The sequence below is a fragment of the Aquipseudomonas guryensis genome (assembly GCF_014164785.1).
Lineage (GTDB): Bacteria > Pseudomonadota > Gammaproteobacteria > Pseudomonadales > Pseudomonadaceae > Aquipseudomonas > Aquipseudomonas guryensis.
The window spans coordinates 585,599-612,341 of sequence record NZ_JACJFN010000002.1; the positions used below are offsets into that span (position 1 = coordinate 585,599).

The window sequence follows — 26,743 nt, forward strand, 5'->3', positions numbered from 1 at the left end:
ACTTGGACAAGAACATGAAAATCCTCATCGTTGATGACTTCTCGACGATGCGACGGATCATCAAGAACCTCTTGCGTGATTTGGGATTTACCAACACCGCCGAGGCGGATGACGGAGTCACGGCATTGCCGATGCTGCAGAGTGGCAGCTTCGACTTTCTGGTGACCGACTGGAACATGCCCGGCATGACCGGCATCGACCTGTTGCGCGCGGTGCGAGCCGACGATCGCCTGAAAACCCTGCCGGTGCTGATGGTGACGGCCGAGGCCAAGCGTGACCAGATCATCGAGGCCGCGCAGGCCGGCGTGAATGGCTACGTGGTCAAGCCGTTCACGGCTCAGGTGCTGAAGGAGAAGATCGAAAAGATCTTCGAGCGGGTTAATGGCTGATGTTCGCCACGAGGGCGCTATGGCACACGATGACTCCCTGGGCGAGCTCGAATCGACCCTGAAGATGCATGCAACGCAACTTGTCGACAGCCTGGAAAAGGGCCGTTTTGGCGAAGCTGTACAACTGATTCATGAACTCAACCAGACTCGCGATCGCGGTCTGTACCAGGAAGTTGGCCGGCTGACGCGTGAGCTGCACAACGCCATCGTCAATTTCCAGATCGATCCCGGTAATCCCCACGCCCAGGAAATTTCGCAGATCAGTGACGCTACCGAGCGCCTGTCCTACGTGGTGCAGATGACCGAGAAAGCGGCCAACCGCACCATGGACCTGGTCGAGCAGAGCGCACCGCTGGTTAATGACCTGGGTGACGAGGCACAGAGTCTCAGCGCTGACTGGGGCAAGTTCATGCGCCGCGAGCTGGGCGCCGATGCCTTCCGTGAACTGGCCAAGCGTATTGAACTGTTCCTCGCCCACAGCGAGCGTGACAGCCAGAAACTCTCCGGTTACCTGAACGACATTTTGCTGGCGCAGGACTATCAGGATCTGACCGGCCAAGTGATCAAGCGTGTGACGCAACTGGTCACCGAGGTTGAAGGAAATCTGTTGAAGCTGGTGTTGATGGCCAGCCATGTCGATCGGTTTGCTGGTATCCAGCATGACCACGAGGCGCTACGCGCCGAGCAAGAAAAACAAAAAGAGCCTTCCCGGGGTGAAGGTCCGCAGATTCATGCCGATAAGCGTGAGGACGTCGCATCCAATCAGGACGATGTCGATGATCTGCTGTCCAGCCTGGGATTTTAAGGCTCTAACAGAGCCTTTGGAGCGCACCGATGAGCTTCGACGCCGATGAAGAAATCCTCCAGGACTTCCTGGTAGAGGCCGGCGAAATTCTTGAGTTGTTGTCCGAACAACTGGTCGAGCTGGAAAGCCGACCGGATGATACGGATCTGCTCAATGCTATTTTCCGCGGTTTTCACACGGTCAAAGGGGGCGCAGGTTTCCTCCAGCTGAACGAGCTGGTGGAGTGCTGCCACATCGCGGAAAACGTCTTCGACATCCTGCGCAAGGGTGAGCGGCGAGTCACTGCCGAGTTGATGGACGTGGTGCTGCAGGCTCTGGATGCAGTCAACGAGATGTTCAGCCAGGTGCGCGAGCGTTCAACTGTCACGCCGGCTTCACCCGAGTTGCTCGCGGCACTGGCGCGCTTGGCTGACCCGGAAAGTGCGGATGAAGTGGCTGAGGTCGCCGAGCCTGAAGCGGAGTTGGAAGCCGAAGAGGCGCCCGCCGAGGCTGTCTCCGGTGACATCACCGATAGCGAGTTCGAGCAGTTGCTCGAAGCGATCAGTGAATCTGATGAGCCGGGTGCGGCTCCTGCGCCTGCTTCCAGTGATGAAATCACCGATGACGAGTTCGAATCGTTGCTCGATCAGTTGCACGGCAAGGGCAAGTTCGCCGAGCCCGTCGTAGCTGCGCCGTCTGCGGTCGCGGCTGCTCCGGCCAAGGCCGGTGACGAGATCACCGATGACGAATTCGAAGCACTGCTTGACCAGTTGCATGGCAAGGGCAAGTTCGTCGCACCTGAGGAAGAACCAGCCCCGATTGTTGCCAAAGGGCCGGCGAGCGCGGCGGCAGGCGACGAAATCACCGATGATGAGTTCGAGGCGCTGCTTGATCAGTTGCACGGCAAAGGCAAGTTCGACGAGACCGCCGTGCAGCCGACCGTCGCCCCTGCCGCAGCGGTGAAAGCTGCGCCGGCGGCAAAGCCTGCTGCCGCCAAGCCGGCCGCCAAACCTGCGGCCAAGGCCGAGCCGGTCAAGGCTGCCGCACCAACGCCTGCGCCAGCCGCAGCCGCAGACAAAGCCCCACCAGCCGCCAGCGAAGCCGAAACCACGGTGCGGGTGGATACCGCGCGCCTGGACGAGATCATGAACATGGTCGGCGAGCTAGTGCTGGTACGTAACCGTCTGGTGCGCCTGGGCCTGAATAGCGGTGACGAGGCCATGTCCAAGGCCGTTTCCAACCTCGATGTGGTGACTGCGGATCTGCAGACTTCGGTCATGAAGACCCGCATGCAGCCGATCAAGAAGGTCTTCGGCCGCTTCCCGCGTCTGGTTCGCGACCTGGCACGTCAGCTGAAGAAAGAGATCAACCTGGAACTGGTCGGCGAAGAAACCGACCTCGACAAGAACCTGGTCGAGGCGCTAGCCGATCCACTGGTGCACTTGGTGCGCAATGCGGTTGACCACGGTATCGAGACGCCGGAAGAGCGCGAGGAGTCGGGCAAGGCGCGTGGCGGTAAGGTGGTGCTGTCGGCCGAGCAGGAGGGCGACCACATCCTGCTGTCGATCTCCGACGACGGCAAAGGCATGGATCCAGAAATTCTCCGCGCCAAGGCCGTGGAAAAGGGCCTGATGGACAAGGATGCGGCGGATCGCCTGAGTGAAACCGAGTGTTTCAATCTGATCTTCGCTCCGGGCTTCTCGACCAAGACCGAGATTTCCGACGTGTCCGGCCGCGGTGTCGGCATGGACGTGGTGAAAACCAAGATTTCCCAGCTCAACGGGATCATCAACGTGCACTCGGTCAAGGGCCAGGGCTCGAAGATCATCATCAAGGTGCCGCTGACCCTGGCGATCATGCCGACCCTGATGGTCATGCTGGGTAACCAGGCCTTTGCCTTCCCGCTGGTCAACGTCAACGAGATTTTCCACCTCGACCTGTCACGCACCAACGTGGTGGACGGACAGGAAGTGGTAATCGTGCGCGACAAGGCACTGCCGTTGTTCTATCTCAAGCGCTGGTTGGTGCGTGGCGCCAGCTACGAAGAGCAGCGTGAAGGGCATGTGGTGATTCTTACCGTGGGCAGCCAGCGCATCGGCTTCGTGGTCGACCAGTTGGTCGGTCAGGAGGAGGTGGTGATCAAGCCATTAGGCAAGATGCTGCAGGGCACTCCAGGCATGTCCGGCGCGACCATTACCGGTGACGGGCGTATTGCCCTGATCCTCGACGTACCGAGTATGCTCAAGCGCTACGCGCGTCGTCTCTGATTGATTGCGGCCTGGCTCTGCCAGCCGCTCAGGAGTGTTTATGGCTGTCAAGGTCCTGGTGGTGGACGATTCCGGCTTCTTCCGTCGCCGGGTATCGGAAATTCTCTCCGCCGACCCGAATATCCAGGTGGTCGGTACCGCGACCAATGGCCGCGAGGCGATCGATCAGGCGCTGGCCTTGAAGCCTGACGTGATCACCATGGACTACGAGATGCCGATGATGGACGGCATCACCGCGGTACGGAACATCATGCAGCGCTGTCCGACGCCGGTTTTGATGTTCTCCTCGCTGACCCACGAAGGCGCCCGGGTCACTCTGGACGCGCTGGATGCCGGCGCGGTGGATTTTCTGCCGAAGAACTTCGAAGACATCTCGCGTAACCCGGAGAAGGTCAAGGCGCTGCTGTGCGAGAAGGTTCATTCGATTGCGCGCAGTAACCGCCGTTATAGCGGCTACAGTTCGGCGCCTGTGGCGGCGCCCGTTGCTCCTGCGCCAGCTGCCCGAAGTGCCGCGCCGGCGGCGGCCCCGGCTGCTCGCTCGGCGGCTGCACCGGCTGGCGCGACGGCGTCTGCCGGGGGGAACTCGCCTGCCCCAAAGCGTAAATCCTACAAACTGGTGGCCATCGGTACGTCCACTGGCGGCCCAGTGGCCCTGCAGCGGGTGTTGACTCAACTACCAGCGAATTTTCCGTCGCCCATCGTGCTGATCCAGCACATGCCGGCTGCCTTCACCAAAGCCTTCGCCGAGCGCCTGGACAAGCTGTGCCGGATTTCTGTCAAGGAAGCCGAAGATGGCGACGTGCTGCGCCCCGGTCTCGCCCTGCTGGCGCCGGGCGGCAAACAGATGATGGTTGATCCGCGCGGCACCGTGCGCATCCTCCCGGGCGATGAGCGTCTGAACTACAAACCCTGTGTCGACATCACCTTCGGCTCCGCCGCCAAGTCGTATAACGACAAGGTGTTGGCCGTGGTGCTTACCGGCATGGGCGCCGATGGCCGCGAAGGAGCGCGCCTGCTCAAGCAAAGCGGCAGCCAGGTGTGGGCGCAGGACGAGGCCAGTTGCGTGATCTATGGCATGCCGATGGCCATTGTCAAAGCTGACCTGGCGGATGCGGTATACGGTCTCGAAGATATTGGTCGGCATTTGGCCGAGGCCTGTATCTGATGGATGTACTGAGTCTTGTCGGGGTCATCCTGGCATTTGTCGCGATTATTGGTGGCAACTATCTGGAAGGTGGCCACCTAGGGGCTCTGCTGAATGGCCCGGCCGCGCTGATCGTGATTGGTGGCACCCTGGGCGCCGCATTTCTGCAAGCGCCGGTCAGCGTGTTCAAGCGCGCGCTGGTCATCCTGCGCTGGATCCTTTTTCCCCCACGGATCGACTTGGCCGGTGGTATCGCCAAGGTTGTCGGCTGGAGCATGACCGCGCGCAAGGAAGGCTTGCTCGGGCTGGAGCCGATTGCCGACACCGAGGACGATCCCTACGCCCGCAAGGGGCTGCAGCTACTGGTCGATGGCGCCGAGCCCGAGGCAATCCGCAGTATTCTCGAAGTCGACCTGTATACCCAGGAAGGCCGCGATATCCAGGCTGCCAAGGTCTACGAAAGCATGGGCGGCTATGCGCCGACCATCGGCATCATTGGCGCGGTGATGGGCCTGATCCATGTGATGGGTAACCTGGCTGACCCGAGCAAACTGGGTAGCGGTATTGCCGTGGCTTTCGTGGCCACCATCTATGGCGTGGCCTTCGCCAACCTGTTGCTCTTGCCGGTGGGCAACAAGCTCAAAGCCATTGCTGTCCGGCAGTCGCGCTATCGCGAGATGTTGCTGGAAGGCATCCTGTCCATTGCCGAGGGCGAGAACCCGCGCTCCATCGAGCTGAAGCTGCAAGGCTTCATGGACTGACAGGGGCAGGGGACCGACATGGCCCGGCGACGCAACCACGAAGAACACGAGAATCACGAACGCTGGCTGGTGTCCTACGCGGACTTCATCACCCTGCTGTTCGCCTTCTTTGTGGTGATGTACTCGATCTCTTCGATCAACGAAGGCAAGTACAAGGTGCTTTCGCAGAGCCTGGTCGGGGTGTTCAGCGAGCCGGAACGGGCAATCAAGCCGATTCCCATCGGTGACGAGAGGCCGCGCACCACGGAACCCGATCGCTCGATGATCGAGGACAACCCGAACAGTTCATCGCCGCAAGCGAAAGATCCGCTGCAAGAGATTGCCAGCAGCGTGCGAGATGCTTTCGGTGACCTGATCAATGCCGAACAGCTGACCGTGCGCGGCAACGAGCTGTGGATCGAGATCGAGCTGAATTCCAGCTTGCTGTTCCCTAGCGGCGATGCGGTGCCGAACGAACTGGCCTTCACCCTGATCGACAAGGTGGCGAAGATCCTCGCGCCTTACGAGAACCCGATCCATGTCGAGGGCTTTACCGACAACCTGCCGATCAGTACGGCTGAGTACCCCAGCAACTGGGAACTGTCGACAGCGCGTGCGGCCAGCATCGTCCGCATGCTGGCGATGGATGGGGTTGATCCGGGGCGGCTGGCTGCGGTGGGGTACGGGGAATTCCAGCCGGTGGCGGACAACGCCACTGCGGACGGACGCGCGCGTAACCGCCGCGTGGTGCTGGTGATCTCGCGTAATCTGGAGGTAAGGCGCAGTATCAGTGGAACAGGCAGTGCCAATGCCAAGCCCGATGCGGCGCTGCAACGGGCTGGCACGCAACCTGCACCGGTGAAGCCGGTAGCGGTCCCTGCGGGGGATTCCGCCAATATTCCGACGCCTGCGCCATGAGGCGACAATCAGTTCTCGGTAAGGTAATGGCCGTGCCGGGAGGACGATGAAGATGAAAGTCTGGGCAGTAGCCAATCAAAAAGGTGGGGTCGGCAAGACCACCACATCCATCGCTCTGGCCGGCCTGCTGGCCGATGCCGGCAAGCGAGTGGTGATCGTCGACCTCGATCCGCATGGTTCGATGACCAGCTATTTCGGGCACGATCCGGACAGTCTGGAGCACAGCTGTTTCGACCTGTTCCAGCACCAGGGGATTGTGCCCGAAGGCTTGCCGGCACGCCTGTTGCTGCCGACCAGTAATGAACGTATTTCACTGCTCCCCTCTAGTACCGCGCTGGCCACGCTCGAGCGCCAATCGCCGGGGCAGAGTGGCCTGGGCCTGGTGATCGCCAAGAGCCTGGCGCAGCTATGGAACCAGTTCGACCACGCGATCATCGACAGCCCACCGTTGCTTGGTGTGCTGATGGTCAATGCGCTGGCAGCCAGCCAGCAACTGGTGATTCCGGTACAGACCGAGTTCCTCGCGGTAAAAGGCCTGGAGCGCATGGTCAGTACCCTGGCCATGATCAATCGCTCGCGCAAGCAGGCGTTGCCTTACACCATCGTGCCGACCCTGTTCGACCGCCGTACCCAGGCGTCGCTGAATACCCTGCGCGTGCTGCGCAATTCCTATCCGGAGCATCTGTGGCAGGCTTACGTGCCGGTTGATACGCGCTTGCGCGACGCCAGCCGTGCGGGGCAGACCCCGTCGCAGTTCGATGCCAACAGCCGTGGCGTGATTGCCTACCGGGCCTTGCTCAAGCATCTGCTGGCGGCATCGCCTGCAACTCAGGTAGCCTGAAATGCTGGCCTATGCTGAGTATGTCGGTTCAAGTCATGCAGTAGGCCGGCCGATAGGTTGTAGAACCCTTTTTTGTGGAAGTCCGTCATGAGTCGTACTGTTGCCACCGCCACCCGACCTCAGCAGGCCCTGCAGTCCTATCTGGATGCCCTGCTGCAGGAAGCGGCTGCCGAGCTGGAACAGAGCATCACGCTGGACGAATTCGAAGCGGCCGTTATCGAGGAGCAGGTGCGTGATGCGCGCCTTACGCCACATCCGGTGCTTGCCGCTCCCATCGAGCGTCCGCTGGCGCTGGCCGAAGCGCGGCCCCTGGTCTTGCCCACTATCGAATTGCCGCCTGCCGTCAGCGTGCCGCTGGCTGAACCCGTTGCGCCGGTAGTCGAGGCGCGGGTCGAGCAGCAGACACCGCAAGCTCCGGTCGAACCGGCTAAGTTCAGCGTCGATGGCCGGCCGAGCTGGGCCGAGGATTCTTTCGAGTGCCTGCTGTTCGATGTCGCAGGTCTCACTCTGGCTGTGCCGCTGGTGTGTCTGGGGACCATCTATCCGCTGGCAAATGCCGAGCTGACGCCCCTGTTCGGCCAGCCCGACTGGTTTCTCGGCATATTGCCCAGCCAGGCAGGCAATCTGAAGGTGCTGGATACGGCGCGTTGGGTCATGCCCGAGCGTTATCGTGATGATTTTCGCGATGGTCTGCAGTACGTGATTTCGGTGGAGGGCTACGAGTGGGGGCTGGCGGTGCATCAGGTCAGTCGCTCGATTCGCCTGGTGCCGGATGAGGTCAAGTGGCGCAGTCAGCGTAGCCAGCGGCCCTGGTTGGCCGGTACGGTGATCGAACACATGTGCGCGCTGCTGGATGTGTCTGCCCTGGCCGAGTTGATCGCCAGTGGTGCGACACGCAATCAGGCATCTGCCAAGCGCCATTAATTTGCTCGGCCCCGCCTGGCGTGGGGCTCTATAGTAATGACAGCGGGGTGCACCCGCGTATGCCGCCCAATGCGGTTCTAGACGAGGCTAGGGAAATGAAGAAAACGTCTGCGCAAGGTACAGAAGATCCCATCCTGCAGTGGGTAACCTTCCGCCTGGATAACGAGACCTACGGCATCAACGTGATGCAGGTCCAGGAAGTGTTGCGCTACACCGAAATCGCCCCGGTGCCGGGTGCTCCCGCCTATGTACTGGGCATCATCAACCTGCGTGGCAATGTGGTGACGGTAATCGACACCCGCCAGCGCTTTGGCCTCGACTCGGCGGAAGTTACCGATAACACCCGCATCGTGATCATCGAGGCTGACAAACAAGTGGTCGGCATCCTCGTCGACAGCGTGGCGGAAGTGGTTTACCTGCGTCAGTCCGAGGTCGAAACCGCGCCGAACGTGGGCAACGACGAGTCCGCCAAGTTCATCCAGGGCGTCTGCAACAAGAACGGCGAGCTGCTGATTCTGGTCGAACTGGACAAGATGATGTCCGAAGAAGAATGGTCCGAGCTGGAGAGCTTCTGATCCATGCTGGAGATCGCGGTGGCCGTGCTTGGCCTGTTCTGTGTGCTGCTCGCAGGTACCTGCCTCTGGCTGGTGATGACCCTGCGCCAGCAGGCACAGCTGCAGAGTGAGCGCGACACCGTTCGTGACCAGCGCCTGCGCGAGCTGAGCCGGCGCCTGGATACCTATCTGACCGGCAGTATCCGCATGGGCGAAGAGCTGCATGAACTGCGTCGGGTGGTGGCGCCGCTGCCGGACAAGCTCAACCAGATGGAGCAGCGCGATCCTTCCAGCCTGTCCTTCACTCAGGCTGCACGCCTGGCTGGCATGGGCGCCAGCGTCGATGACCTGACTCATTCCTGCGGCCTAACCAAGGCCGAAGCCGAGCTGGTCAGCAAGCTGCAGTTGGCCCAGAAACAGCGCTCCTGAATTCTTAGAACCTGTCTACGATCTCCTGGCTGTCGGCCATCCTGCGTTAAAAATGGCCTCGGAAAGCTCATTTACAACTCGTAAACTCCGCTTCCTCGGCCGTTTGATTCGCTGACGTTCACCCTTCGGGCCAGCCTGCGGCTGTTACTCCCTCTGGTCGTTGCGTCTTGTCTGGCTCTAATCTAGAAGCTCGTAAACAGGTTCTTACTCCCTCCTGCTCTTAGCCCTTCGCCCGCTTGCGCGAATGGTTCCAAGCTGCCGATGACCGCCCACCTAAGCTGAAACTCAGGGTCTTGCCTTCCCATGGAGGTCTGCCATGCGTTGCAGTCTGCTGTTGTTATGCCTGTTGCTGGTCTGGCGCGTGGAAGCCGCCGAAGCGCCGCTGGAGGTCAAGGGCGCGACCACGGTGAATGCCATCCAGGCTCGCCAGCTCTATGAGTTCGGTGTGCTGTTCATCGATGTGCGACCTGCGCGCGAGTGGGCGTGGGGGCATGTGCACGGCGCCTTGCATCTGGACCTGCATGGCCGTTTCGCCGATCTAGCCGAGCCAGCCTGGCCGCGCAGCATGCCGATCGTGCTGTATTGCGACAGCGAGGTCTGCCCGCACAGCGCGCAAGCGGCCCAGCGTGCCGTGGGTTGGGGCTTCCAGCAGGTGTATTACTTCCGCTCCGGCTATTTCGCCTGGCAGCTGCTGGACTTCCCGCTGGGCAAGGGCAGCGAGAACGAGATGCTCGCGCTTATTCTTGAGGGGCGCTGAGCAGCGGTAGTGGCGGGGTGACGTCGCGCTCCTCGTCAAATCCGGGCGGGCACTTGCCCTTCAGGTACCAGGCGAAGGCGATGATCTCGGCGATGCTGCGATAGAGTGGTTCGGGAATCGCGTCGCCCAGCTCCATGCGCGCCAGCAGACGCACCAGTTCGGCATTCTCGTAGATCGGCACTTCGTATTCGCGGGCGATGGCCAGGATGGCTTCGGCCAGCTCGTCGTCGCCTTTGGCGGTCAGGCTGGGCGCGCTGCTGCCGTCATAGGACAGGGCGATGGCCTGGCGCGGTGCTTTCTGCTTCATGCGGTTTCATCTACCCAGCGTTGTTCCACATGGGTTTTGGGCCCTTGCGGTGGCATGCCCTGGCGACAGGCCAGCTCGCCGACCTCCAGCCCCGCAGCGAGCAGGCGCTCGCGCAGATGGCCCAGTTCGTGGTCGATCAGTTCGGCGGTGTTCGAGCGTTCGGCCCATAGCTGACTCGACAGGCTGCCGCGGATCAACTGCGCCTGGACCTGCAGCGGCCCCAGCGGCTCCAGATCGAAGGCCAGCTCGACCCGCCACAGCACCTCCTTCTGCTCCTTCTTGCTGGCGTTGTTCTGCTCTTCACGCTGCAGCTTGATCTGCAGCGGCACGATGTCCTGGTGATTGCGCATCGGCAGCTCCAGCTGCCAGGTCGTCAGCAGGTTGCCTTCGGCCGTTACCTGGCTCTGCGCCAGGCTCGACAGCTGATGGGTCTGCAGGCGGGATACGGCGGCGGCGGCCAGCTTCAGCAGGGCTTCCAGATCGGCCTCGCCCTCCATCGATTGCAGCAGGCGCGAGGGCAGGGGGAAACTCAGCCCTTGCTGGCGCAGATTGGCCTGGCCGAGACTGCCCAGGGCGTTGCGCACCAGGGCCGGCAGTGCCTGAGCCAATGCAGTAGCGGTGCTGACGGCGCCGAGAGTGCCTGGCAGTGCTGGTGCGGTCGGTAGATTGGGTAGCAGTTGCGCGACCAGGCGCAGCAGGTTGGCCTTGAGATCCTGTGGCAGGTTGCTGGTCTGGCCGCCCAGCAGTTTTGCTTCGAGGAATAGGCCGCTGTTTTCCAGGGCCTGGGCGAGGCCCTTGGGAGTACTCAGCTGGCCGGCTTCCGGTAGCAGGCCGAGCAGCTTGTCGACACTGGCGCGCAGGTTTTCCGGCAGAGCGTTTTGCTGGCTCAGGCCCTGCAGGTTTTTCAACAACCCTTCCAGTGAGCCTTGGCGACCCTGCTGGGTGGCCAGTTGTTGACCCAGCACCAACTGATCGAGGCGACCGCTCAGAGGCAGGAAGTTAAGTGCCTGGCTGCCCTGTACCTGGGCCGTCAGCAGGCTGCCAATGGGCAGGGGCAGAGGGGTTTCCACACTGAGTTTGCTGCCGGCCAGCGGGGTGTTGAGCAAGCTGACCAGCACTTTGTAGACGGCCTCTTGGGTCTTGACCTGTACCAGCTGTTCGCGAGCCTCGACCTTGCCTTGCAGGAGGGTACCGATTGGCAGTTGCTGCAGGTCCAGACTCGTCAGCACCTTGCTGTTGCCGGTTTGCAAGGCCAGCAGCAGGCGAGTGTCCGACAGCGCGGTTACTGCCAGCGCCGTGCCCTGGTTCAAGGGGCGCGAGCTGCTGGCTTCCACCGTGGTCTGTTTGCCGTTGTCCAGGGTCAGCTTGAGCAGCAGTTGAAAGCTTTGCGCGACTTCCTTGAGCGCCACCACCTCTGCCTTGGCCGTCTGCCCAGTCGCGAGCAGGCCTTCCAGTGGCTGCAGCAACTTGACGGCCAGGTCGGCAGCAGGCTGCGCCGGGCGCGTTGGCGGCGGTGTTGGCGGAAGTGGGCGAGGGCTGGTGATTTCTGCCATTGCCGGGTTACACCCTGTCGAAAAAGCCGGCTTCGAGGGCGGAGCCCGGCATGTATAATGCCGCCCCGTTCGGGCCGGCTGTGCAGTCAACTTGCGTCAGTATAGCGGCCTGAATATTGCCGACTTGAACCCCTGATGGGTAGCCATGCCTTGACCAGCCTGCATCTAGAAGCCCAAGCCCTTGCCTGCGAGCGGGATTGGCGCCTGCTCTTCGAGGGGCTGGACCTGCACCTGTCCGGCGGCACCCTGCTGCAGGTCAGTGGGCCCAATGGCAGTGGCAAGACCAGCCTGCTGCGCCTGTTGGCGGGTTTGATGCAGCCCACGGCGGGGGTGGTGCTGCTCAATGGCAAGTCCTTGGCCAAACAGCATGGCGAGCTCGGCCGCAGTCTGGTATGGATCGGCCACGCCGCGGGGATCAAGGGCCTGCTGACTGCCGAAGAAAACCTCGCCTGGCTGTGCGCACTGCATTGCCCGGCCGAGCGCGAGGCGATCTGGCAGGCGCTGGCCGCCGTCGGCCTGCGCGGCTTCGAGGATGTGCCCTGTCACACCCTGTCCGCCGGGCAGCAGCGCCGCGTGGCACTTGCCCGTCTGTACCTCGATGCACCGCCGCTGTGGATTCTCGATGAACCCTTCACTGCCCTCGACAAACAGGGGGTGGCCCAGCTGGAGAACCATCTGGCCCGGCACTGCGAGCAGGGCGGCATCGTCGTGCTGACCACTCACCACACGCTCAGCGAAAAGCCCTCCGGCTACCGCGAGCTTGAGCTCGGCAGGCCAGCAGCATGAGCAGTGTTTTCCTGCAATTGGTTGCCCGCGAGGCACGCCTGCTGTTTCGCCGTCCGGCGGAACTGGCTAATCCTTTGGTGTTTTTCGCCATCGTCATTGCGCTCTTTCCCTTGGCTGTCGGTCCTGAGAGTCAATTGTTGCAAAGCCTTTCGCCGGGCCTGGTCTGGGTGGCTGCGCTATTGGCCGTGTTGCTCTCGCTAGACGGGCTTTTCCGCAGTGATTTCGAGGATGGCTCGTTGGAGCAGTGGGTCCTTTCGTCGCACCCCCTGCCTCTTCTGGTGTTGGCCAAGGTGCTGGCACACTGGGCTTTCTCTGGGTTAGCTCTGGTCATCCTGTCGCCGTTGCTGGCACTGATGCTGGGCTTGCCTACGCGCTGCCTGTCGGTGTTGCTGTTGTCTCTGCTGCTGGGCACTCCGGTGCTCAGCCTGCTTGGCGCGGTGGGTGCGGCGCTGACTGTCGGCCTCAAGCGTGGCGGCCTGCTGTTGGCGCTGCTGATTCTGCCGCTGTACATCCCGGTGCTGATTCTTGGCAGTGGGGCGTTGCAGGCGGCCCTGCAAGGATTGCCGGCAGCCGGTCACCTGTTGTGGCTGGCCAGCCTGACTGCCCTGGCAGTCACCCTGACACCCTTTGCAATTGCCGCTGGCTTGAAGATCAGCGTTGGCGAATAACTACAGAGTTACCGTGAAGATGAACTGGACCTGGTTTCACAAGTGGGGCTCACCCAAGTGGTTCTACGAGATGAGCGGGCGCTGGCTGCCCTGGCTGGCTGCTGCCGCTGTGGTGCTGCTGGTGGTTGGCCTGGTCTGGGGGCTGGCCTTCGCGCCGCCGGAGAAGTACCAGGGCAATAGCTACCGGATCATTTATATCCACGTGCCGGCCGCTTTTCTCGCCCAGTCCTGTTATCTGCTGATGGCGGTGGCGGGTGCGGTCGGGCTGATCTGGAAGATGAAACTGGCGGATGTCGCCCTGCAGCAGGCCGCACCGATCGGTGCCTGGCTGTGCTTCATCGCGCTGGTTACTGGTGCCATCTGGGGTAAGCCGACCTGGGGCACCTACTGGGTGTGGGATGCACGGCTGACTTCGATGCTGATCCTGCTGTTCCTCTATTTTGGCGTGATCGCCCTCGGCAATGCCATCAGCAACCGCGACAGCGCGGCCAAGGCCTGTGCCGTGCTAGCCCTGGTTGGTGCAGTGAACATCCCGATCATCCAGAAGTCGGTGGAGTGGTGGAACACCCTGCACCAGCCGGCCACCTTCAAGGTCACGGGCAAGGCCAGCATGAGTGCGGAGATGTGGTTGCCGCTGCTGATCTCGGTACTGGGTTTTTATTGCTTCCTGGGTGCGGTGCTGTTTATGCGCATGCGCCTGGAAGTGCTGCGTCGCGAAGCCCGCAGCAGCTGGGCTCAGGCCGAAGTAGCACGGCTGGTCGGGGGTAAGGCATGAGTTTTTCGTCCTTCGGTGAGTTCCTTGCCATGGGTACCCACGGACCGTATGTCTGGTCGGCCTATGCCATCAGCCTGGCCGTACTGGCTCTCAACGTCGCCCTGCCGATCCTGGCGCGGCGTCGTTACCTGCAAGACGAGGCGCGCCGTTTGCGCCGGGAGAAACAACAGTGAACGCGGTCCGCAAGAAACGCCTGTACATCGTCCTCGCCATCCTGATCGGCGCCGGCATCGCTGTGGCGCTCGCCCTGATGGCGCTGAGCCAGAACATCAACCTGTTCTACACGCCGACTCAGATCGCCAATGGCGAAGCGCCGGTCGATACCCGTATCCGCGCCGGCGGCATGGTCGCCGAAGGCTCATTGAAACGCAGCGGCGATTCGCTGGACGTGGAGTTCGTGGTCACCGACTTCGCCAAGAACGTCACCATCCGTTATCGCGGCATCCTTCCGGATCTGTTCCGCGAAGGGCAGGGCATTGTCGCCCTGGGCAAGCTGAATGCCGATGGGGTGCTGGTGGCCGATGAAGTACTGGCCAAGCACGACGAGAACTACATGCCGCCGGAAGTGACCAAGGCGCTGCAGGAAAGCGGTCAGCTGCAGCCTGGCAAGAGCGAGGGTTGAGCATGAACCTGAATCTGATGGTGCCCGAGCTGGGCCACCTGGCGCTGATCCTCGCCCTGTGCCTGACCCTGGTGCAGGCCAGCTTGCCGCTGATCGGCGCCTGGCGCGGTGATCGCCAGTGGATGAGCCTGGCGCAGCCGGCAGCCTGGGGCCAGTTCGCCTTTCTGCTGTTTTCATTTGCCTGTTTGACCTGGTCGTTCATGGTCGACGATTTCTCCGTCGCCTACGTGGCCAGCAACTCCAACAGTGCCTTGCCCTGGTACTACAAGTTCAGTGCCGTGTGGGGCGCCCACGAAGGTTCGCTACTGCTGTGGGCGCTGATCCTGGCGGGCTGGACCTTTGCCGTGTCGATCTTCTCCCGGCAGTTGCCGGAAGTGATGCTGGCCCGCGTGCTGGCGGTGATGGGCATGATCAGCATCGGCTTTTTGCTGTTCCTGATCGTCACCTCCAACCCCTTCGAACGCCTGCTGCCGGACATGCCGCAGGACGGCCGCGACCTCAATCCGCTGCTGCAGGATATCGGCCTGATCGTCCATCCGCCGATGCTGTACATGGGTTATGTCGGCTTCTCCGTGGCCTTCGCCTTCGCCATCGCCGCGCTGCTCGGCGGCAAGCTGGATGCCGCCTGGGCGCGCTGGTCGCGGCCATGGACCATCGTTGCCTGGGCCTTCCTCGGCATCGGTATCGCCCTGGGTTCCTGGTGGGCCTATTACGAACTCGGCTGGGGTGGCTGGTGGTTCTGGGACCCGGTAGAGAATGCCTCCTTCATGCCCTGGCTGGTCGGCACGGCGTTGATCCACTCCCTCGCCGTGACCGAGAAGCGAGGCGTGTTTAAGAGCTGGACCGTGCTGCTGGCCATCGCCGCGTTCTCCCTGAGCCTGCTTGGCACCTTCCTCGTACGTTCCGGGGTGCTGACCTCGGTACACGCCTTTGCCACCGATCCGGAGCGCGGCGTGTTCATCCTGGCGTTCCTGCTACTGGTGGTCGGCGGTTCGCTGGCGCTGTTCGCCGTGCGTGCACCGGTGGTCAAGAGTCAGGTCGGCTTCGCTTTGTGGTCGCGCGAGACCCTGCTGCTGGCCAATAACCTGGTGCTGGTGGTGGCGGCCTCGATGATCCTGCTCGGCACGCTCTACCCGTTGGTGCTGGATGCGCTGAGCGGCGCCAAGCTGTCGGTCGGTCCGCCTTACTTCAACGCGCTGTTCGTGCCGCTGATGGCCCTGCTGATGCTGGTGATGGCGATCGGCGTGCTGGTGCGCTGGAAGGACACACCGGTACGCTGGCTGCTCGGCATGCTCGCGCCGGTACTGCTCGGCAGCGCCGCGCTGGGTGGCTTGGCTACCTGGCTGTTCGGTGACTTCAGCTGGGCTGTGCTGGCGGTGTTCCTGCTGGCGGCCTGGGTGCTGCTGGCCGGCGTGCGCGACCTGTTCGACAAGACCCGGCACAAGGGCCTGCTCAAGGGCATCCTGAGTCTCAACAGCAGTTATTGGGGCATGCAGCTCGCGCATCTGGGTATCGCCGTGTGCGCCATCGGCGTGGTGCTGGTCAGTCAGGGCAGCGCCGAGCGCGACCTGCGCCTGGCCCCTGGCGAGTCGCTGGAACTGGGTGGCTACCGTTTCGTCTTCGAGGGCGCTGAACACTTCGAAGGCCCCAACTTCACTTCGGACAAGGGCACCATCCGTGTGCTTGAAGACGGCGAGGAAGTTGCGCTGCTGCATCCGGAAAAGCGCCTGTACACCGTGCAGAACATGCCGATGACTGAGGCCGGTATCGACGCCGGTTTCACCCGCGACCTCTACGTGGCGCTCGGTGAGCCGCTGGAAGACGGCGCCTGGGCGGTGCGCGTGCACATCAAACCCTACGTGCGCTGGATCTGGTTCGGCGGCCTGATGATGGGCCTGGGCGGTCTGCTGGCCGCTTTCGACAAGCGCTACCGGGTCAAGGTCAAAACCCGCGTGCGCGATGCCCTCGGCTTGAATGGGGTGGCAGCATGAAACGGCTGATCCTGCTGTTACCGCTGGTGTTGTTCCTCGGCGTTTCGGTCTTTCTCTACCGTGGCCTGTTCCTCAATCCACAGGAGCTGCCTTCGGCGCTCATCGACAAACCGCTGCCGGCCTTCAGCCTGCCGGACCTGAAGAACGAGCAGCGCCTGATCACCGAGAAGGACCTCAAGGGGCCAGCGCTGGTCAATGTCTGGGCTACCTGGTGCCCGACCTGCAAGGCCGAGCACCAGATGCTCAATCGCCTGGCCGAGGCCGGTGTGGTGATCCACGGGGTCAACTACAAGGATGACGGCGCGGCCGCACGCCAGTGGCTCAAGGACTACCTCGATCCCTATCAGGTCAACATAGCCGACCCGCAGGGCTCGCTGGGCATCAACCTGGGTGTCTATGGCGCGCCGGAAACCTTCCTGATCGACGCCCAGGGCATCATCCGCCACAAGTACGTCGGCGCTATCGATGAGAAAGTCTGGCGCGAGGAGCTGGCGCCGCGCTACCAGGCCCTGCTGGAGGAGAAGCCGTGAAGCGTCTGCTGATCGCCTGTCTGCTCGGCTTGAGTCTGGTTGGCATGAGCTGGGCTGCCATCGACACCTACCAGTTCAAGGACGAAGCCGAGCGCGAGCGTTTCCGTACGCTCACCGCGGAGCTGCGTTGCCCCAAGTGCCAGAACCAGAACATCGCCGACTCCAATGCGCCGATTGCCACCGACCTGCGCCGGGAAATCTTCCGCATGCTGGAGGAGGGCAAGAGCAACGCCGAGATCGTCGACTTCCTGGTGCTGCGCTACGGCGACTTCGTGCTCTACAAACCACCGGTAGATACCCGCACCTACCTGCTCTGGTACGGCCCGTTCGCACTGCTCGGCTTGGGCGTCTTTGGGCTCGGCGTGTTGGTGCTGCGCCGGCGCAAGGTGGAGAACAATCCGGCACAGGTTGCCTTGTCGACCAGTGAAAACCAGCGCCTCGATGCGCTGCTCAAGCAAAACTCCCAGGACCCCAAATGATCGAATTCTGGCTCGCTGCCGGCCTGCTGTTGCTGGTCGCCCTGGCTTTTCTGCTGATTCCCGTACTGCGTGGGCGCAAGGCGCAGGCCGAAGAAGACCGTACCGCGCTGAACGTTGCTCTCTATCAGGAACGCCTGGCTGAGCTGCAAGGCCAGCAGGCTGCTGGTGTGCTGACTGCCGAGCAGTTGCAGGCGGGGCAGGCCGAGGCCGCCCGCGAGTTGCTGGCCGATACCGAAGGCACGACTGGCGAGCGTGTCTCCCGTCTGGGCAAGGCGCTGCCGCTGATTGCCGCACTGTTGGTGCCCTTCGCCGGCTTGGGCCTGTATATGCACTGGGGCGCCAGCCAGCAGCTGGCCGAGCTGGAAAGTCCAAGCCTGCCGGGCATCGGCGAGATGACCGCCAAGCTGGAGCGGGCGGTGCAGGACGATCCCAAGTCGGCTGAATCCTGGTACTTCCTCGGTCGCATCTACATGGCCCAGGAGCGTGCCGGCGAGGCCGCTGCTGCCTATGAACAGGCGGTCGGCATTGCTGGGCGGGCGCCGGAGCTGCTCGGGCAGTGGGCCCAGGCCCTGTACTTCGCCAATCAGAAACAGTGGTCGGAACAGATCCAGGCGCTGACCGACGAAGCGCTAAAAGCTGATCCACAGGAAGCGACCAGTCTTGGCCTGCTGGGGATTGCCGCGTTCGAGGATGAGCGTTTCGCCGAAGCCATCGACTATTGGCAGCGCCTGGTGGCGCTGATGCCAGCGGAGGATCCGTCCCGCCAGTCGATTCAAGGCGGTATCGAGCGGGCCCGCGAGCGCTTACAAGCGGCGGGTCAGCCTGCGCCGGCTGGCGATACTGATACGCTGACCAAGTCGATGCCGCTGCTCAAGGTGCGCGTCGAACTGGCCCCTGCACTGCAGGCCAAGGTGCAGCCGGGTGACACGGTGTTTGTCTTTGCCCGTGCGGTGTCCGGCCCGCCGATGCCGCTGGCGGTCAAACGCCTGACGGTGGCCGAGCTGCCGGCGGACGTCGAGCTGAGCGACCGCGATGCGATGATGGAGCAACTGAAGATTTCCAGTTTCGCGCAAGTACAGCTGGTGGCGCGGATTTCGCGGGCTGGCAATGCCACTGCCGGCGAGTGGATCGGCAACAGTCAGCCGATTGCCAGTAGCAGTCGCGATCCTCAGCAGTTGTTGATCGACAGCGCGGACCAGCGCAAATGAGCCGTCTGGGGCGCCATTTGCCGTTGGCGTTGCTGCTTCTGCTCGGCGGTTGCAGTCTGGGCGGCATCGCGCCGTCTGTGCCCACGAACGTCCCGCAACAGGCGCAGAACCATCCCCGTTTCGCTCCGCCGCCGGGTGGCAGCAGCTACTGGGATGGTGCGCTGGGCGTGTACGTGCTCAAGGGCAGTCGCGATCTCTATTACCGCGAGCGCACCTACTATCGCTGGGCCGATGGCTGGAATTGGGCGAGCAATCCGCACGGTCCGTGGCAGCCGACCGATGCCAGCAGTGTGCCGGCAGGTCTGGGCCAGCGCTACGCTAGGCCCTGACCGCTAGCCGGCGTGCAACCTGGGGCGGACTAAACTGTCCAAATTGAGTGTTGTCCCTGGCCCGAGGTTACCGTCATGAATCGGCGCATCTTGCTTTTGCTAGCCCTGCTTCTGCCATTGTCGGCTTGCACGGTGTATCCGGGTTATGGCGGCTATGGCGGGCATCCTCGGCATACGCCACCGCCCTATGGGGATTGGCGCTGGGATGACGACCTGGATGTCTATGTCAGCATCGGTTATCCGCGTCTGTATTTCCGCGACCGTATCTACTATCGCTGGGACGACCACGGCTGGTATTCGGGCGATGATTATCGGGGTCCCTGGAAGCCGCATGGCTACCAGGGCATACCGCCTGGCCTGAGCCGGGAGCATCCGTATTCTGCCAATCAGGGCGGCCATGGCTCTGGGCATGAGCGGGATAAGTGGGGCGATCAGCAGGGGCAGCAAGGGCAGGGACAATACCGTTCCCAGCAGGGCGGTGGGAGCAAGTCCAGCTCGCAGAACTACGAGCATGGCCAGTCGACGCAAGGTCAGGGTCAGGGCAAAAGCTCGAACAAGGGCGGTAAGTCGCAGAAAAAACAGCACGATTCGCACTATTGAGGGTGCCAGTTGTCGGGTAGTCAGCGCGGCGAGCTGATGGGAAGGCAGGCAGCGTGCGGCACTGCCGGCAAACGGCAGTCTTGGCCGGCAAAAACCCTGTGGTAAACTCCGCCGATCTTGCGCGCAACCCCCGAAATCCAAGGAAAAACATGACCTTCACGGCAGCGGACAGCCTCGCTCTGCAGTCTCCCGGTTTTGCCCCGGGGGAGGTCATGGCATGCGCCTGAAGTGCATCAAACTGGCCGGCTTCAAGTCCTTCGTCGACCCGACCACGGTGACTTTCCCGAGCAACATGGCGGCGGTGGTCGGGCCCAACGGTTGCGGCAAGTCCAATATTATCGACGCCGTCCGCTGGGTGATGGGCGAGAGTTCGGCGAAGAACCTCCGCGGCGAGTCGATGACCGACGTCATCTTCAACGGCTCCAACACGCGCAAGCCGGTGAGCCAGGCCAGCATCGAGCTGATCTTCGACAACTCCGATGGTGGCCTGGGCGGCGAGTACGCGGCCTGGGCTGAGATTTCCATCCGTCGCCGGGTGACCCGCGACGCGCAGAACACCTACTTCCTCAACGGCGTGAAGTGCCGCCGTCGCGATATCACCGATATCTTCCTCGGCACCGGCCTGGGCCCGCGCAGCTACTCGATCATCGAGCAGGGCATGATTTCCAAGCTGATCGAGGCCAAGCCCGAGGACCTGCGTAACTTCATCGAGGAAGCTGCCGGCATCTCCAAGTACAAGGAGCGCCGCCGCGAGACCGAGAGTCGTATCCGCCGCACCCACGAGAACCTGGCGCGCCTGACCGACCTGCGCGAAGAGCTGGAACGCCAGCTGGAACGCCTGCACCGCCAGGCCCAGGCCGCCGAGAAATACCAGGAATACAAGGCCGAGGAGCGTCAGCTCAAGGCCCAGCTGTCGGCCCTGCGCTGGCAGGCGCTGAATGAGCAGGTCGGCAACCGCGAGCGGGTGATCGGCGACCAGGAAGTGGCGTTCGAAGCGCTGGTCGCCGAGCAGCGCAATGCCGACGCCAGCATCGAGCGCCTGCGTGACGGCCACCACGAGTTGTCCGAGCGCTTCAACCAGGTGCAGGGGCGCTTCTACTCGGTGGGTGGCGATATCGCCCGCGTCGAGCAGAGCATCCAGCATGGCCAGCAGCGCCTGCGCCAATTGCAGGATGACCTCAACGAGGCCGAGCGCGCGCGTCTGGAAACCGAATCGCACCTCGGCCACGACCGCACTCTGCTGGCCACCCTGGGTGAAGAGCTGGAGATGCTCGAGCCCGAGCAGGAGCTGACCGCCGCCGCCGCCGAAGAGTCCGCGGCCAGCCTGGAAGAGGCGGAAAGCGCCATGCACGGCTGGCAGGAGCAGTGGGAAGGCTTCAACCAGCGCAGTGCCGAGCCGCAGCGCCAGGCCGAAGTGCAGCAGTCGCGCCTGCAACAGCTGGAACAGAGCCTGGAGCGCCTGAGCGAACGTCAGCGTCGGCTGGCCGAGGAACTGGCGCAGCTGGCCGCCGATCCGGAAGACGCGGCGATTCTCGAGCTCTCCGAGCAGCTGGCCGCCAGCGAGCTGAATCTGGAAGAGCTGCATGCTGCCGAAGACTCTCTGGTTGAACGCCTCGAACAACTGCGCGGCGAGCTGCAACAGGCCAGCCAGGCCCAGCAGCAAGCGCAGGGCGAACTGCAGCGCCTGAATGGCCGCATCGTCTCCCTGGAAGCCCTGCAACAGGCCGCGTTGAATCCCGGCAAGGGCGCCGCCGAATGGCTGCGCGAGCAGCAACTGAACAATCGCCCACGCCTGGCCGAAGGCCTGCGAGTGGAAGCCGGCTGGGAGCTGGCGGTGGAAACCGTACTCGGTGCAGACCTGCAGGCAGTGCTGCTGGATGATTTCACTGGTCTCGACCTGGCCGGCTTCGACCAAGGTGAACTGCGCCTGGTTAATCCGCAGTCTGGCGGCGCGCGCCTGGCCGGCAGCCTGCTGGACAAGGTCGAGGCCGGCTTCGATCTGGCGCCCTGGCTGGGTCAGGTCCGCCCGGTCGAGACCCTTGATGAGGCCCTGGCGCGGCGCAGTCAGCTGGGTGACGGCGAAAGCCTGATCAGCCGTGACGGTTACTGGGTCGGTCGGCACTTCCTGCGTGTACGCCGTGCCAGTGCCGCCGAAAGCGGTGTGCTAGCCCGTGGTCAGGAGCTGGAGCGCCTGGGGCTGGAACGCGAAGAACGTGAAGCGGCGCTGGCCGATCTGGAAGAGCGCCTGCAGCAGCTGCAGGCCAGCCAGCGTCAGCAGGAAGAGGCCCGCGAGCAGCAGCGCCGCCTGGTGCAGGAGCAGGCCCGCCGTCAGGGCGAGCTTAAGGCGCAGCTGTCCGCCGGTCAGGCCAAGGCCGAACAGCTGACCCTGCGCCGCCGCCGTCTGGATGCTGAACTGATGGAGCTCGCCGAGCAGCGCGAACTGGAGCAGGAGCAGCTGGGTGAGTCACGCCTGATCCTGCAGGACGCTCTGGATGCCATGGCGGTCGACACCGAGCAGCGCGAGCAGCTGCTGGCCAGGCGTGACCAGTTGCGCGAGCGCCTCGACCGGGTGCGTCAGGAGGCCCGTCAGCACAAGGATCATGCCCACCAACTGGCCGTGCGCCTGGGTTCGATCAAGGCCCAGCACGAGTCCACCCGCCAGGCCCTGGAGCGCCTGGAACTGCAATTCGAGCGCGCCATCGAGCGCCGCGAGCAGCTCAGCCTCAATCTGGAGGAGGGCGAGGCGCCGCTGGAAGAGCTGCGTATCAAGCTGGAAGAGCTGCTCGACAAGCGCATGGGCGTGGAAGACGAACTCAAGCTGGCGCGCCTGGCCCTGGAGGACGCGGATCGCGAACTGCGCGACGCCGAGAAGCGCCGCACCCAGGCCGAGCAGCAGGCGCAGTTGCTGCGCAGCCAGCTGGAGCAGCAGCGCATGGGGTGGCAGGAGCTCAGCGTAAGGCGCAAGGCGCTGCACGATCAGTTGCTGGAAGACGGCTATGACCTGCACGGCGTGCTCGCCAGCCTGCCGAGCGAGGCCAGCGAGAAGGCCTGGGAAGAGGAGCTGGAACGCCTTGCTGCGCGGATCCAGCGCCTGGGGCCGATCAACCTGGCGGCCATCGACGAATACCAGCAGCAATCCGAGCGCAAACGCTACCTGGACGCGCAGAACGCCGACCTGGTCGAGGCGCTGGATACCCTGGAAAACGTTATCCGCAAGATCGACAAGGAAACCCGCAACCGTTTCAAGGAAACCTTCGACCAGATCAACTCCGGCTTGCAGGCGCTGTTCCCCAAGGTGTTCGGCGGGGGGCACGCGTATTTGGAGCTGACCGGCGAAGACTTACTGGATACCGGCGTGGCGATCATGGCGCGGCCGCCGGGCAAGAAGAACAGCACCATCCACCTGCTTTCCGGCGGGGAAAAGGCGCTGACTGCGTTGGCCCTGGTGTTTGCCATCTTCAAGCTCAATCCGGCGCCGTTCTGCATGCTCGACGAAGTCGATGCGCCGCTGGACGACGCCAACGTTGGCCGCTATGCGCGCCTGGTCAAGGAAATGTCGGCCACGGTGCAGTTCATCTATATCACCCATAACAAGATCGCCATGGAAATGGCCGATCAGTTGATGGGGGTTACCATGCATGAGCCAGGATGCTCGCGCCTGGTGGCAGTGGACGTGGAGGAGGCAATGTCGCTGGTCGAGGCCTAGCGGCGATATGGTCAAGATTGCCTGGCAACGGTGCACATTTACCGTTCGTCGTGCTAGCTTAGGCCTCAATTTTGTGACGCGCAGAAAATACCTGTAAGAACATACAGTTGTCTGCGTTTTTCAGAGGGCAGGAAGCCCTTTCTTCATCATCATAATTACTGGTTTAGGGGCTCGAAAACTTCATGGAAATCGGTCTGCGCGAATGGCTGATCGTCATCGGCATCATCGTCATTGCCGGCATTCTCTTCGACGGCTGGCGCCGCATGCGTGGCGGCAAGGGCAAACTGAAGTTCAAGCTCGACCACAGTTTCAGCAATCTACCGGACGATGATGCCGATCCGGATCTGCTCAGCCCGCCGCGTGTCCTCGATCGCAAGCGTGAACCGGGTCTGACCGAAGAAGACATGCCGTCGATGAGCGCCACCGAGCTGAATCGCCGGCGCAATATCGAGCCGCAGCAGGGTGACCTCAACCTCGACACCGAAGAGCCGGTGCCGACGCTGCTCAACCCGGTCGATGATGGTCCCGAATCTGAGCCGACTCAGACCAAGGAAGCTGTGCCGGTCGAGGAAGTACTGGTGATCAACGTGGTGGCCCGTGAAGGTGAAGTCTTCAATGGCCCGGCGCTGCTTCAGAACATCCTGGAAAGCGGCCTGCGTTTCGGCGAGATGGACATCTTCCACCGCCACGAAAGCATGGCCGGCAATGGCGAAGTGCTGTTCTCCATGGCTAACGCGGTCAAGCCGGGCACCTTCGACCTGGACGACATCGAGCTGTTCAGCACCCGTGGTGTTAGCTTCTTCCTCGGCCTGCCGGGACCGCGTCATCCGAAACAGGCCTTCGACGTCATGGTGGCTGCCGCACGCAAGCTGTCCCATGAGCTGAACGGCGAGCTGAAGGATGACCAGCGCAGCGTGATGACCGCGCAGACCATCGAGCATTACCGTCAGCGCATCGCCGAGTTCGAGCGCAAGAAGCTGACCCACAAGCGTTAACCGCCGCCGTTACACAGAAAGAGCAGCCCCGGCTGCTCTTTTCGTTTGAGAGATCACTGCAATGACCGACGCCACTGCTGCCCGCATCCTCGCCCTGCGCGCCGAACTGGATCTGCACAACCATCGTTATTACGTGCTGGACCAGCCGAGCATTCCGGATGCCGAGTACGACCGCCTGTTCAACGAGCTGAAGGCGCTGGAGGCGGCGCACCCCGAATTGGTCACGGCAGACTCGCCGACCCAGCGCGTCGGTGGTGCGGCGCTCAGCGCCTTCGGCGAGGTCAAACACGAAGTGCCGATGCTCAGCCTGGGCAACGCCTTCGAAGAAGGCGACCTGCTCGATTTCGATCGCCGCGTACGCGAAGGCCTGGATCTGCCGGCCGGCGATCTGTTTGGTGGTGGCGCGGAGGTCGAGTATTGCTGCGAGCCCAAGCTGGATGGCCTGGCCGTCAGCCTGCTGTACGAGAACGGCCTACTGGTGCGCGGCGCCACCCGTGGCGACGGCAGCACTGGCGAGGACATCAGCAGCAATGTGCGCACCATCCGCAACGTTCCGCTCAAGCTGCATGGCGAAGGCTGGCCAAGCGTGCTGGAAGTGCGCGGCGAAGTGTTCATGTCCAAGGCCGGCTTCGATGCGCTCAATGCACGGCAGCTGGAGAGTGGCGGCAAGACTTTCGCCAACCCGCGCAACGCGGCAGCCGGCAGCCTGCGCCAGCTTGACCCGAAGATTACCGCCAGCCGTCCGCTGGAGTTCTGCTGCTACGGCATCGGCCGGGTCGAAGGCGATTTGCCGGCGACCCAGGTGGGCATTCTCCAGCAGCTGAAAGTCTGGGGCCTGCCGATCAGCCGTGAGCTGAAACTGGCCAAGGGCGCCGATGAGTGTCTGGCCTATTACCGCGATATCGGTGAGCGCCGCGCCAGTCTGGCCTATGAGATCGATGGCGTGGTATTCAAGGTCAACGACCTTGCCTATCAGCGTGAGCTGGGCTTCCGTGCCCGCGAGCCGCGCTGGGCCATTGCCCACAAGTTTCCGGCGAGTGAGGAACTGACCGAGCTGCTGGACGTCGAGTTCCAGGTTGGCCGCACCGGTGCGGTCACGCCGGTGGCGCGGCTGAAATCGGTCAAGGTGGCCGGGGTGATGGTGTCCAACGCCACCTTGCATAACATGGACGAAGTGGCGCGCCTGGGCTTGATGATCGGCGATACGGTGATCATCCGCCGCGCCGGTGACGTGATCCCGCAGGTCATGCAGGTGGTGCTCGAACGCCGCCCGGCTGAGGCCCGGCCGGTGCATATACCCGAGCAGTGCCCGGTGTGCGGCTCGGCGGTGGAACGCACCCAGTTGGTCAAGCGCAGCAAGGGCAAGGAAACCTTCAGCGAAGGCTCGGTATACCGCTGCGTCGGCCGTCTGGCCTGTGGCGCCCAGCTCAAGCAGGCGATCATCCATTACGTGTCGCGCCGTGCCCTGGATATCGAGGGGCTCGGCGACAAGATCGTCGAGCAACTGGTGGATACCGGTCTGGTGAGTTCACCGGCCGATCTCTACACCCTGACCTACGAGCAAGTGGTGGTGCTGGAAGGTTTCGCCGACCTGTCCACGCGCAACCTGCTGGCGGCGATTGCCGAGAGCAAGCGCCCAACCCTGGCGCGTTTCATCTATGCCCTGGGCATTCCCGATGTCGGTGAAGAGACGGCCAAGCTGCTGGCTCGGGCTCTGGGTTCGCTCGCCCGCATCCAGGTAGCGCTGCCCGAAGTGCTGACCTGGCTGCCGGATGTCGGTGGCGAAGTGGCCCATGAAATTCACAGCTTCTTCGAAGACAGCCACAACCAGACGGTCATCGCCCAGTTGCTGGAGCGCGGTGTGCAGTTGCAGGAGGAGGGCGAGCTGCATGCCGAGTTCGCCGCCTGCACCACCTTTGCCGAATTCCTCGATCGCCTGAACATTGCCGGAATCGCCGCCACCGGGGCGAAGAACCTGGCGGAAAAAGGCGGCAGCCTGGAGGGCGTGATCGCCCTCAGTCAGGACTGGCTGGAACTGAGCGTGATGAAGGGGCTCAACGAGAAGGCCAAGCAGTCGCTGCGCGAGTTCTTTGCCGTGGCCGAGAACGTCGCCAGGGCGCGCGCCATCGAGCAGCAGTTGCTGGCGTTCGGCATGCACTGGGCCAGCGAGAAGAAGCAGGTCGCGGGCTTGCCGCTGGCTGGGCAGACCTGGGTGCTGACCGGCACGCTGGAGGTAATGAGCCGCGACGTTGCCAAGGAGAAGCTGGAGGCGCTGGGGGCCAAGGTGGCAGGTTCGGTGTCGGCCAAGACCACCTGCGTGGTTGCCGGACCTGGCGCGGGCTCGAAGCTGGCCAAGGCCAGTGAGCTGGGGGTGCGGGTGATGGATGAAGCGGAGTTTCTGACCGCCTTGAATGGCTTCGGCGCTTAACGCACTGCGCGGTTCGACC

General features: G+C 63.0%; 27 protein-coding genes. 25 read left to right on the plus strand and 2 right to left on the minus strand.

The window, feature by feature from the left end; all coding sequences use genetic code 11:
* The first annotated feature begins 14 nt into the window (after positions 1–14).
* The 11 genes from H3H45_RS10465 to H3H45_RS10515 all read left to right on the plus strand — a co-directional run bounded on the left by H3H45_RS10465 (position 15) and on the right by H3H45_RS10515 (position 9,747).
* Complete coding sequence (locus H3H45_RS10465) at positions 15–389, plus strand: chemotaxis response regulator CheY (RefSeq protein ID WP_090254048.1); 375 nt, start codon at positions 15–17, stop codon at positions 387–389.
* 19 nt (positions 390–408) lie between these two features.
* Complete coding sequence (locus H3H45_RS10470; RefSeq protein WP_182833665.1) at positions 409–1,194, plus strand: protein phosphatase CheZ; 786 nt, start codon at positions 409–411, stop codon at positions 1,192–1,194.
* A gap of 29 nt (positions 1,195–1,223) precedes the next feature.
* Positions 1,224–3,440 (plus strand): chemotaxis protein CheA, encoded by a 2,217-nt coding sequence (locus H3H45_RS10475; RefSeq protein ID WP_182833666.1) that lies wholly within the window; start codon positions 1,224–1,226, stop codon positions 3,438–3,440.
* Positions 3,441–3,480: 40 nt separating this feature from the next.
* Positions 3,481–4,605 carry a protein-glutamate methylesterase/protein-glutamine glutaminase gene (locus H3H45_RS10480; protein WP_182833667.1) on the plus strand — a complete coding sequence of 375 codons (1,125 nt, stop codon included), beginning with the start codon at positions 3,481–3,483 and terminating at the stop codon, positions 4,603–4,605.
* Positions 4,605–5,345, plus strand: coding sequence for a flagellar motor protein (locus H3H45_RS10485; protein ID WP_182833668.1), 741 nt, complete (start codon positions 4,605–4,607; stop codon positions 5,343–5,345). The genes H3H45_RS10480 and H3H45_RS10485 overlap by 1 nt, the downstream gene beginning before the upstream one ends.
* Before the next feature lie 18 nt (positions 5,346–5,363).
* Positions 5,364–6,242, plus strand: a complete 879-nt coding sequence (gene motD, locus H3H45_RS10490; RefSeq protein ID WP_182833669.1) for a flagellar motor protein MotD — start codon at positions 5,364–5,366, stop codon at positions 6,240–6,242.
* 52 nt (positions 6,243–6,294) lie between these two features.
* On the plus strand, positions 6,295–7,083 hold the full coding sequence (locus H3H45_RS10495; RefSeq protein ID WP_182833670.1) for a ParA family protein: 789 nt from the start codon (positions 6,295–6,297) through the stop codon (positions 7,081–7,083).
* An 87-nt stretch (positions 7,084–7,170) separates the two neighbouring features.
* A complete protein-coding gene (locus H3H45_RS10500) occupies positions 7,171–8,007 on the plus strand; it encodes a CheW domain-containing protein (RefSeq protein ID WP_182833671.1) in 837 nt (278 codons plus the stop codon).
* A 95-nt stretch (positions 8,008–8,102) separates the two neighbouring features.
* Positions 8,103–8,582, plus strand: coding sequence for a chemotaxis protein CheW (locus H3H45_RS10505; RefSeq protein ID WP_173206002.1), 480 nt, complete (start codon positions 8,103–8,105; stop codon positions 8,580–8,582).
* Positions 8,583–8,585: 3 nt separating this feature from the next.
* Complete coding sequence (locus tag H3H45_RS10510) at positions 8,586–8,990, plus strand: DUF2802 domain-containing protein (RefSeq protein WP_182833672.1); 405 nt, start codon at positions 8,586–8,588, stop codon at positions 8,988–8,990.
* Between the two features lie 316 nt (positions 8,991–9,306).
* Positions 9,307–9,747: a rhodanese-like domain-containing protein gene (locus tag H3H45_RS10515; RefSeq protein ID WP_182833673.1), complete on the plus strand. Its 441-nt coding sequence runs from the start codon at positions 9,307–9,309 to the stop codon at positions 9,745–9,747.
* On the opposite strand, the gene H3H45_RS10520 is transcribed toward H3H45_RS10515, so the two are convergent.
* Together H3H45_RS10520 and fliK are read right to left on the minus strand one after the other, a co-directional pair.
* Entirely contained in the window at positions 9,728–10,054 is a 327-nt protein-coding gene (locus H3H45_RS10520; RefSeq protein WP_173206009.1) for an EscU/YscU/HrcU family type III secretion system export apparatus switch protein, read from the minus strand. The two genes, H3H45_RS10515 and H3H45_RS10520, sit on opposite strands and share 20 nt — an antisense overlap.
* Positions 10,051–11,607 carry a flagellar hook-length control protein FliK gene (fliK, locus tag H3H45_RS10525; RefSeq protein ID WP_182833674.1) on the minus strand — a complete coding sequence of 519 codons (1,557 nt, stop codon included), beginning with the start codon at positions 11,605–11,607 and terminating at the stop codon, positions 10,051–10,053. Before fliK ends, H3H45_RS10520 begins: the two co-directional genes overlap by 4 nt.
* Before the next feature lie 150 nt (positions 11,608–11,757).
* Here fliK and ccmA point away from each other — a divergent pair, with 150 nt between their 5' ends.
* The 14 genes from ccmA to ligA all read left to right on the plus strand — a co-directional run bounded on the left by ccmA (position 11,758) and on the right by ligA (position 26,724).
* Positions 11,758–12,393: a cytochrome c biogenesis heme-transporting ATPase CcmA gene (ccmA, locus tag H3H45_RS10530; protein WP_407926694.1), complete on the plus strand. Its 636-nt coding sequence runs from the start codon at positions 11,758–11,760 to the stop codon at positions 12,391–12,393.
* Positions 12,390–13,061, plus strand: a complete 672-nt coding sequence (gene ccmB, locus H3H45_RS10535; RefSeq protein WP_182833676.1) for a heme exporter protein CcmB — start codon at positions 12,390–12,392, stop codon at positions 13,059–13,061. Before ccmA ends, ccmB begins: the two co-directional genes overlap by 4 nt.
* A gap of 19 nt (positions 13,062–13,080) precedes the next feature.
* Entirely contained in the window at positions 13,081–13,836 is a 756-nt protein-coding gene (locus tag H3H45_RS10540; protein WP_182833905.1) for a heme ABC transporter permease, read from the plus strand.
* Positions 13,833–14,009 carry a heme exporter protein CcmD gene (ccmD, locus tag H3H45_RS10545; protein ID WP_182833677.1) on the plus strand — a complete coding sequence of 59 codons (177 nt, stop codon included), beginning with the start codon at positions 13,833–13,835 and terminating at the stop codon, positions 14,007–14,009. Before H3H45_RS10540 ends, ccmD begins: the two co-directional genes overlap by 4 nt.
* Entirely contained in the window at positions 14,006–14,458 is a 453-nt protein-coding gene (gene ccmE / locus H3H45_RS10550) for a cytochrome c maturation protein CcmE (RefSeq protein WP_182833678.1), read from the plus strand. Before ccmD ends, ccmE begins: the two co-directional genes overlap by 4 nt.
* A 17-nt stretch (positions 14,459–14,475) precedes the next feature.
* Positions 14,476–16,449, plus strand: a complete 1,974-nt coding sequence (locus H3H45_RS10555; protein WP_182833906.1) for a heme lyase CcmF/NrfE family subunit — start codon at positions 14,476–14,478, stop codon at positions 16,447–16,449.
* Complete coding sequence (locus H3H45_RS10560; protein WP_182833679.1) at positions 16,446–16,979, plus strand: DsbE family thiol:disulfide interchange protein; 534 nt, start codon at positions 16,446–16,448, stop codon at positions 16,977–16,979. The genes H3H45_RS10555 and H3H45_RS10560 overlap by 4 nt, the downstream gene beginning before the upstream one ends.
* Positions 16,976–17,458: a cytochrome c-type biogenesis protein gene (locus H3H45_RS10565; protein ID WP_182833680.1), complete on the plus strand. Its 483-nt coding sequence runs from the start codon at positions 16,976–16,978 to the stop codon at positions 17,456–17,458. Before H3H45_RS10560 ends, H3H45_RS10565 begins: the two co-directional genes overlap by 4 nt.
* Positions 17,455–18,666, plus strand: a complete 1,212-nt coding sequence (gene ccmI, locus H3H45_RS10570; protein ID WP_182833681.1) for a c-type cytochrome biogenesis protein CcmI — start codon at positions 17,455–17,457, stop codon at positions 18,664–18,666. The genes H3H45_RS10565 and ccmI overlap by 4 nt, the downstream gene beginning before the upstream one ends.
* On the plus strand, positions 18,663–18,995 hold the full coding sequence (locus H3H45_RS10575; RefSeq protein WP_182833682.1) for a hypothetical protein: 333 nt from the start codon (positions 18,663–18,665) through the stop codon (positions 18,993–18,995). Before ccmI ends, H3H45_RS10575 begins: the two co-directional genes overlap by 4 nt.
* A 75-nt stretch (positions 18,996–19,070) precedes the next feature.
* Positions 19,071–19,595: a hypothetical protein gene (locus H3H45_RS10580; protein ID WP_182833683.1), complete on the plus strand. Its 525-nt coding sequence runs from the start codon at positions 19,071–19,073 to the stop codon at positions 19,593–19,595.
* 217 nt (positions 19,596–19,812) lie between these two features.
* Positions 19,813–23,301 (plus strand): chromosome segregation protein SMC, encoded by a 3,489-nt coding sequence (smc, locus tag H3H45_RS10585; RefSeq protein WP_182833684.1) that lies wholly within the window; start codon positions 19,813–19,815, stop codon positions 23,299–23,301.
* Positions 23,302–23,483: 182 nt separating this feature from the next.
* Entirely contained in the window at positions 23,484–24,296 is an 813-nt protein-coding gene (gene zipA, locus H3H45_RS10590; RefSeq protein ID WP_182833685.1) for a cell division protein ZipA, read from the plus strand.
* 61 nt (positions 24,297–24,357) lie between these two features.
* Complete coding sequence (gene ligA / locus H3H45_RS10595; protein WP_182833686.1) at positions 24,358–26,724, plus strand: NAD-dependent DNA ligase LigA; 2,367 nt, start codon at positions 24,358–24,360, stop codon at positions 26,722–26,724.
* Positions 26,725–26,743 lie beyond the last annotated feature (19 nt).

Excerpts from the sequence above, each read along its gene's own strand:
- H3H45_RS10465 (WP_090254048.1), top strand. The coding sequence starts at position 15 with ATGAAAATCCTCATCGTTGATGACTTCTCGACGATGCGACGGATCATC.
- H3H45_RS10470 (WP_182833665.1), top strand. The coding sequence starts at position 409 with ATGGCACACGATGACTCCCTGGGCGAGCTCGAATCGACCCTGAAGATG.
- H3H45_RS10475 (WP_182833666.1), top strand. The coding sequence starts at position 1,224 with ATGAGCTTCGACGCCGATGAAGAAATCCTCCAGGACTTCCTGGTAGAG.
- H3H45_RS10480 (WP_182833667.1), top strand. The coding sequence starts at position 3,481 with ATGGCTGTCAAGGTCCTGGTGGTGGACGATTCCGGCTTCTTCCGTCGC.
- H3H45_RS10485 (WP_182833668.1), top strand. The coding sequence starts at position 4,605 with ATGGATGTACTGAGTCTTGTCGGGGTCATCCTGGCATTTGTCGCGATT.
- motD (WP_182833669.1), top strand. The coding sequence starts at position 5,364 with ATGGCCCGGCGACGCAACCACGAAGAACACGAGAATCACGAACGCTGG.
- H3H45_RS10495 (WP_182833670.1), top strand. The coding sequence starts at position 6,295 with ATGAAAGTCTGGGCAGTAGCCAATCAAAAAGGTGGGGTCGGCAAGACC.
- H3H45_RS10500 (WP_182833671.1), top strand. The coding sequence starts at position 7,171 with ATGAGTCGTACTGTTGCCACCGCCACCCGACCTCAGCAGGCCCTGCAG.
- H3H45_RS10505 (WP_173206002.1), top strand. The coding sequence starts at position 8,103 with ATGAAGAAAACGTCTGCGCAAGGTACAGAAGATCCCATCCTGCAGTGG.
- H3H45_RS10510 (WP_182833672.1), top strand. The coding sequence starts at position 8,586 with ATGCTGGAGATCGCGGTGGCCGTGCTTGGCCTGTTCTGTGTGCTGCTC.
- H3H45_RS10515 (WP_182833673.1), top strand. The coding sequence starts at position 9,307 with ATGCGTTGCAGTCTGCTGTTGTTATGCCTGTTGCTGGTCTGGCGCGTG.
- H3H45_RS10520 (WP_173206009.1), bottom strand. The coding sequence starts at position 10,054 with ATGAAGCAGAAAGCACCGCGCCAGGCCATCGCCCTGTCCTATGACGGC.
- fliK (WP_182833674.1), bottom strand. The coding sequence starts at position 11,607 with ATGGCAGAAATCACCAGCCCTCGCCCACTTCCGCCAACACCGCCGCCA.
- ccmB (WP_182833676.1), top strand. The coding sequence starts at position 12,390 with ATGAGCAGTGTTTTCCTGCAATTGGTTGCCCGCGAGGCACGCCTGCTG.
- H3H45_RS10540 (WP_182833905.1), top strand. The coding sequence starts at position 13,081 with ATGAACTGGACCTGGTTTCACAAGTGGGGCTCACCCAAGTGGTTCTAC.
- ccmD (WP_182833677.1), top strand. The coding sequence starts at position 13,833 with ATGAGTTTTTCGTCCTTCGGTGAGTTCCTTGCCATGGGTACCCACGGA.
- H3H45_RS10555 (WP_182833906.1), top strand. The coding sequence starts at position 14,476 with ATGGTGCCCGAGCTGGGCCACCTGGCGCTGATCCTCGCCCTGTGCCTG.
- H3H45_RS10560 (WP_182833679.1), top strand. The coding sequence starts at position 16,446 with ATGAAACGGCTGATCCTGCTGTTACCGCTGGTGTTGTTCCTCGGCGTT.
- ccmI (WP_182833681.1), top strand. The coding sequence starts at position 17,455 with ATGATCGAATTCTGGCTCGCTGCCGGCCTGCTGTTGCTGGTCGCCCTG.
- H3H45_RS10575 (WP_182833682.1), top strand. The coding sequence starts at position 18,663 with ATGAGCCGTCTGGGGCGCCATTTGCCGTTGGCGTTGCTGCTTCTGCTC.
- H3H45_RS10580 (WP_182833683.1), top strand. The coding sequence starts at position 19,071 with ATGAATCGGCGCATCTTGCTTTTGCTAGCCCTGCTTCTGCCATTGTCG.
- smc (WP_182833684.1), top strand. The coding sequence starts at position 19,813 with ATGCGCCTGAAGTGCATCAAACTGGCCGGCTTCAAGTCCTTCGTCGAC.
- zipA (WP_182833685.1), top strand. The coding sequence starts at position 23,484 with ATGGAAATCGGTCTGCGCGAATGGCTGATCGTCATCGGCATCATCGTC.
- ligA (WP_182833686.1), top strand. The coding sequence starts at position 24,358 with ATGACCGACGCCACTGCTGCCCGCATCCTCGCCCTGCGCGCCGAACTG.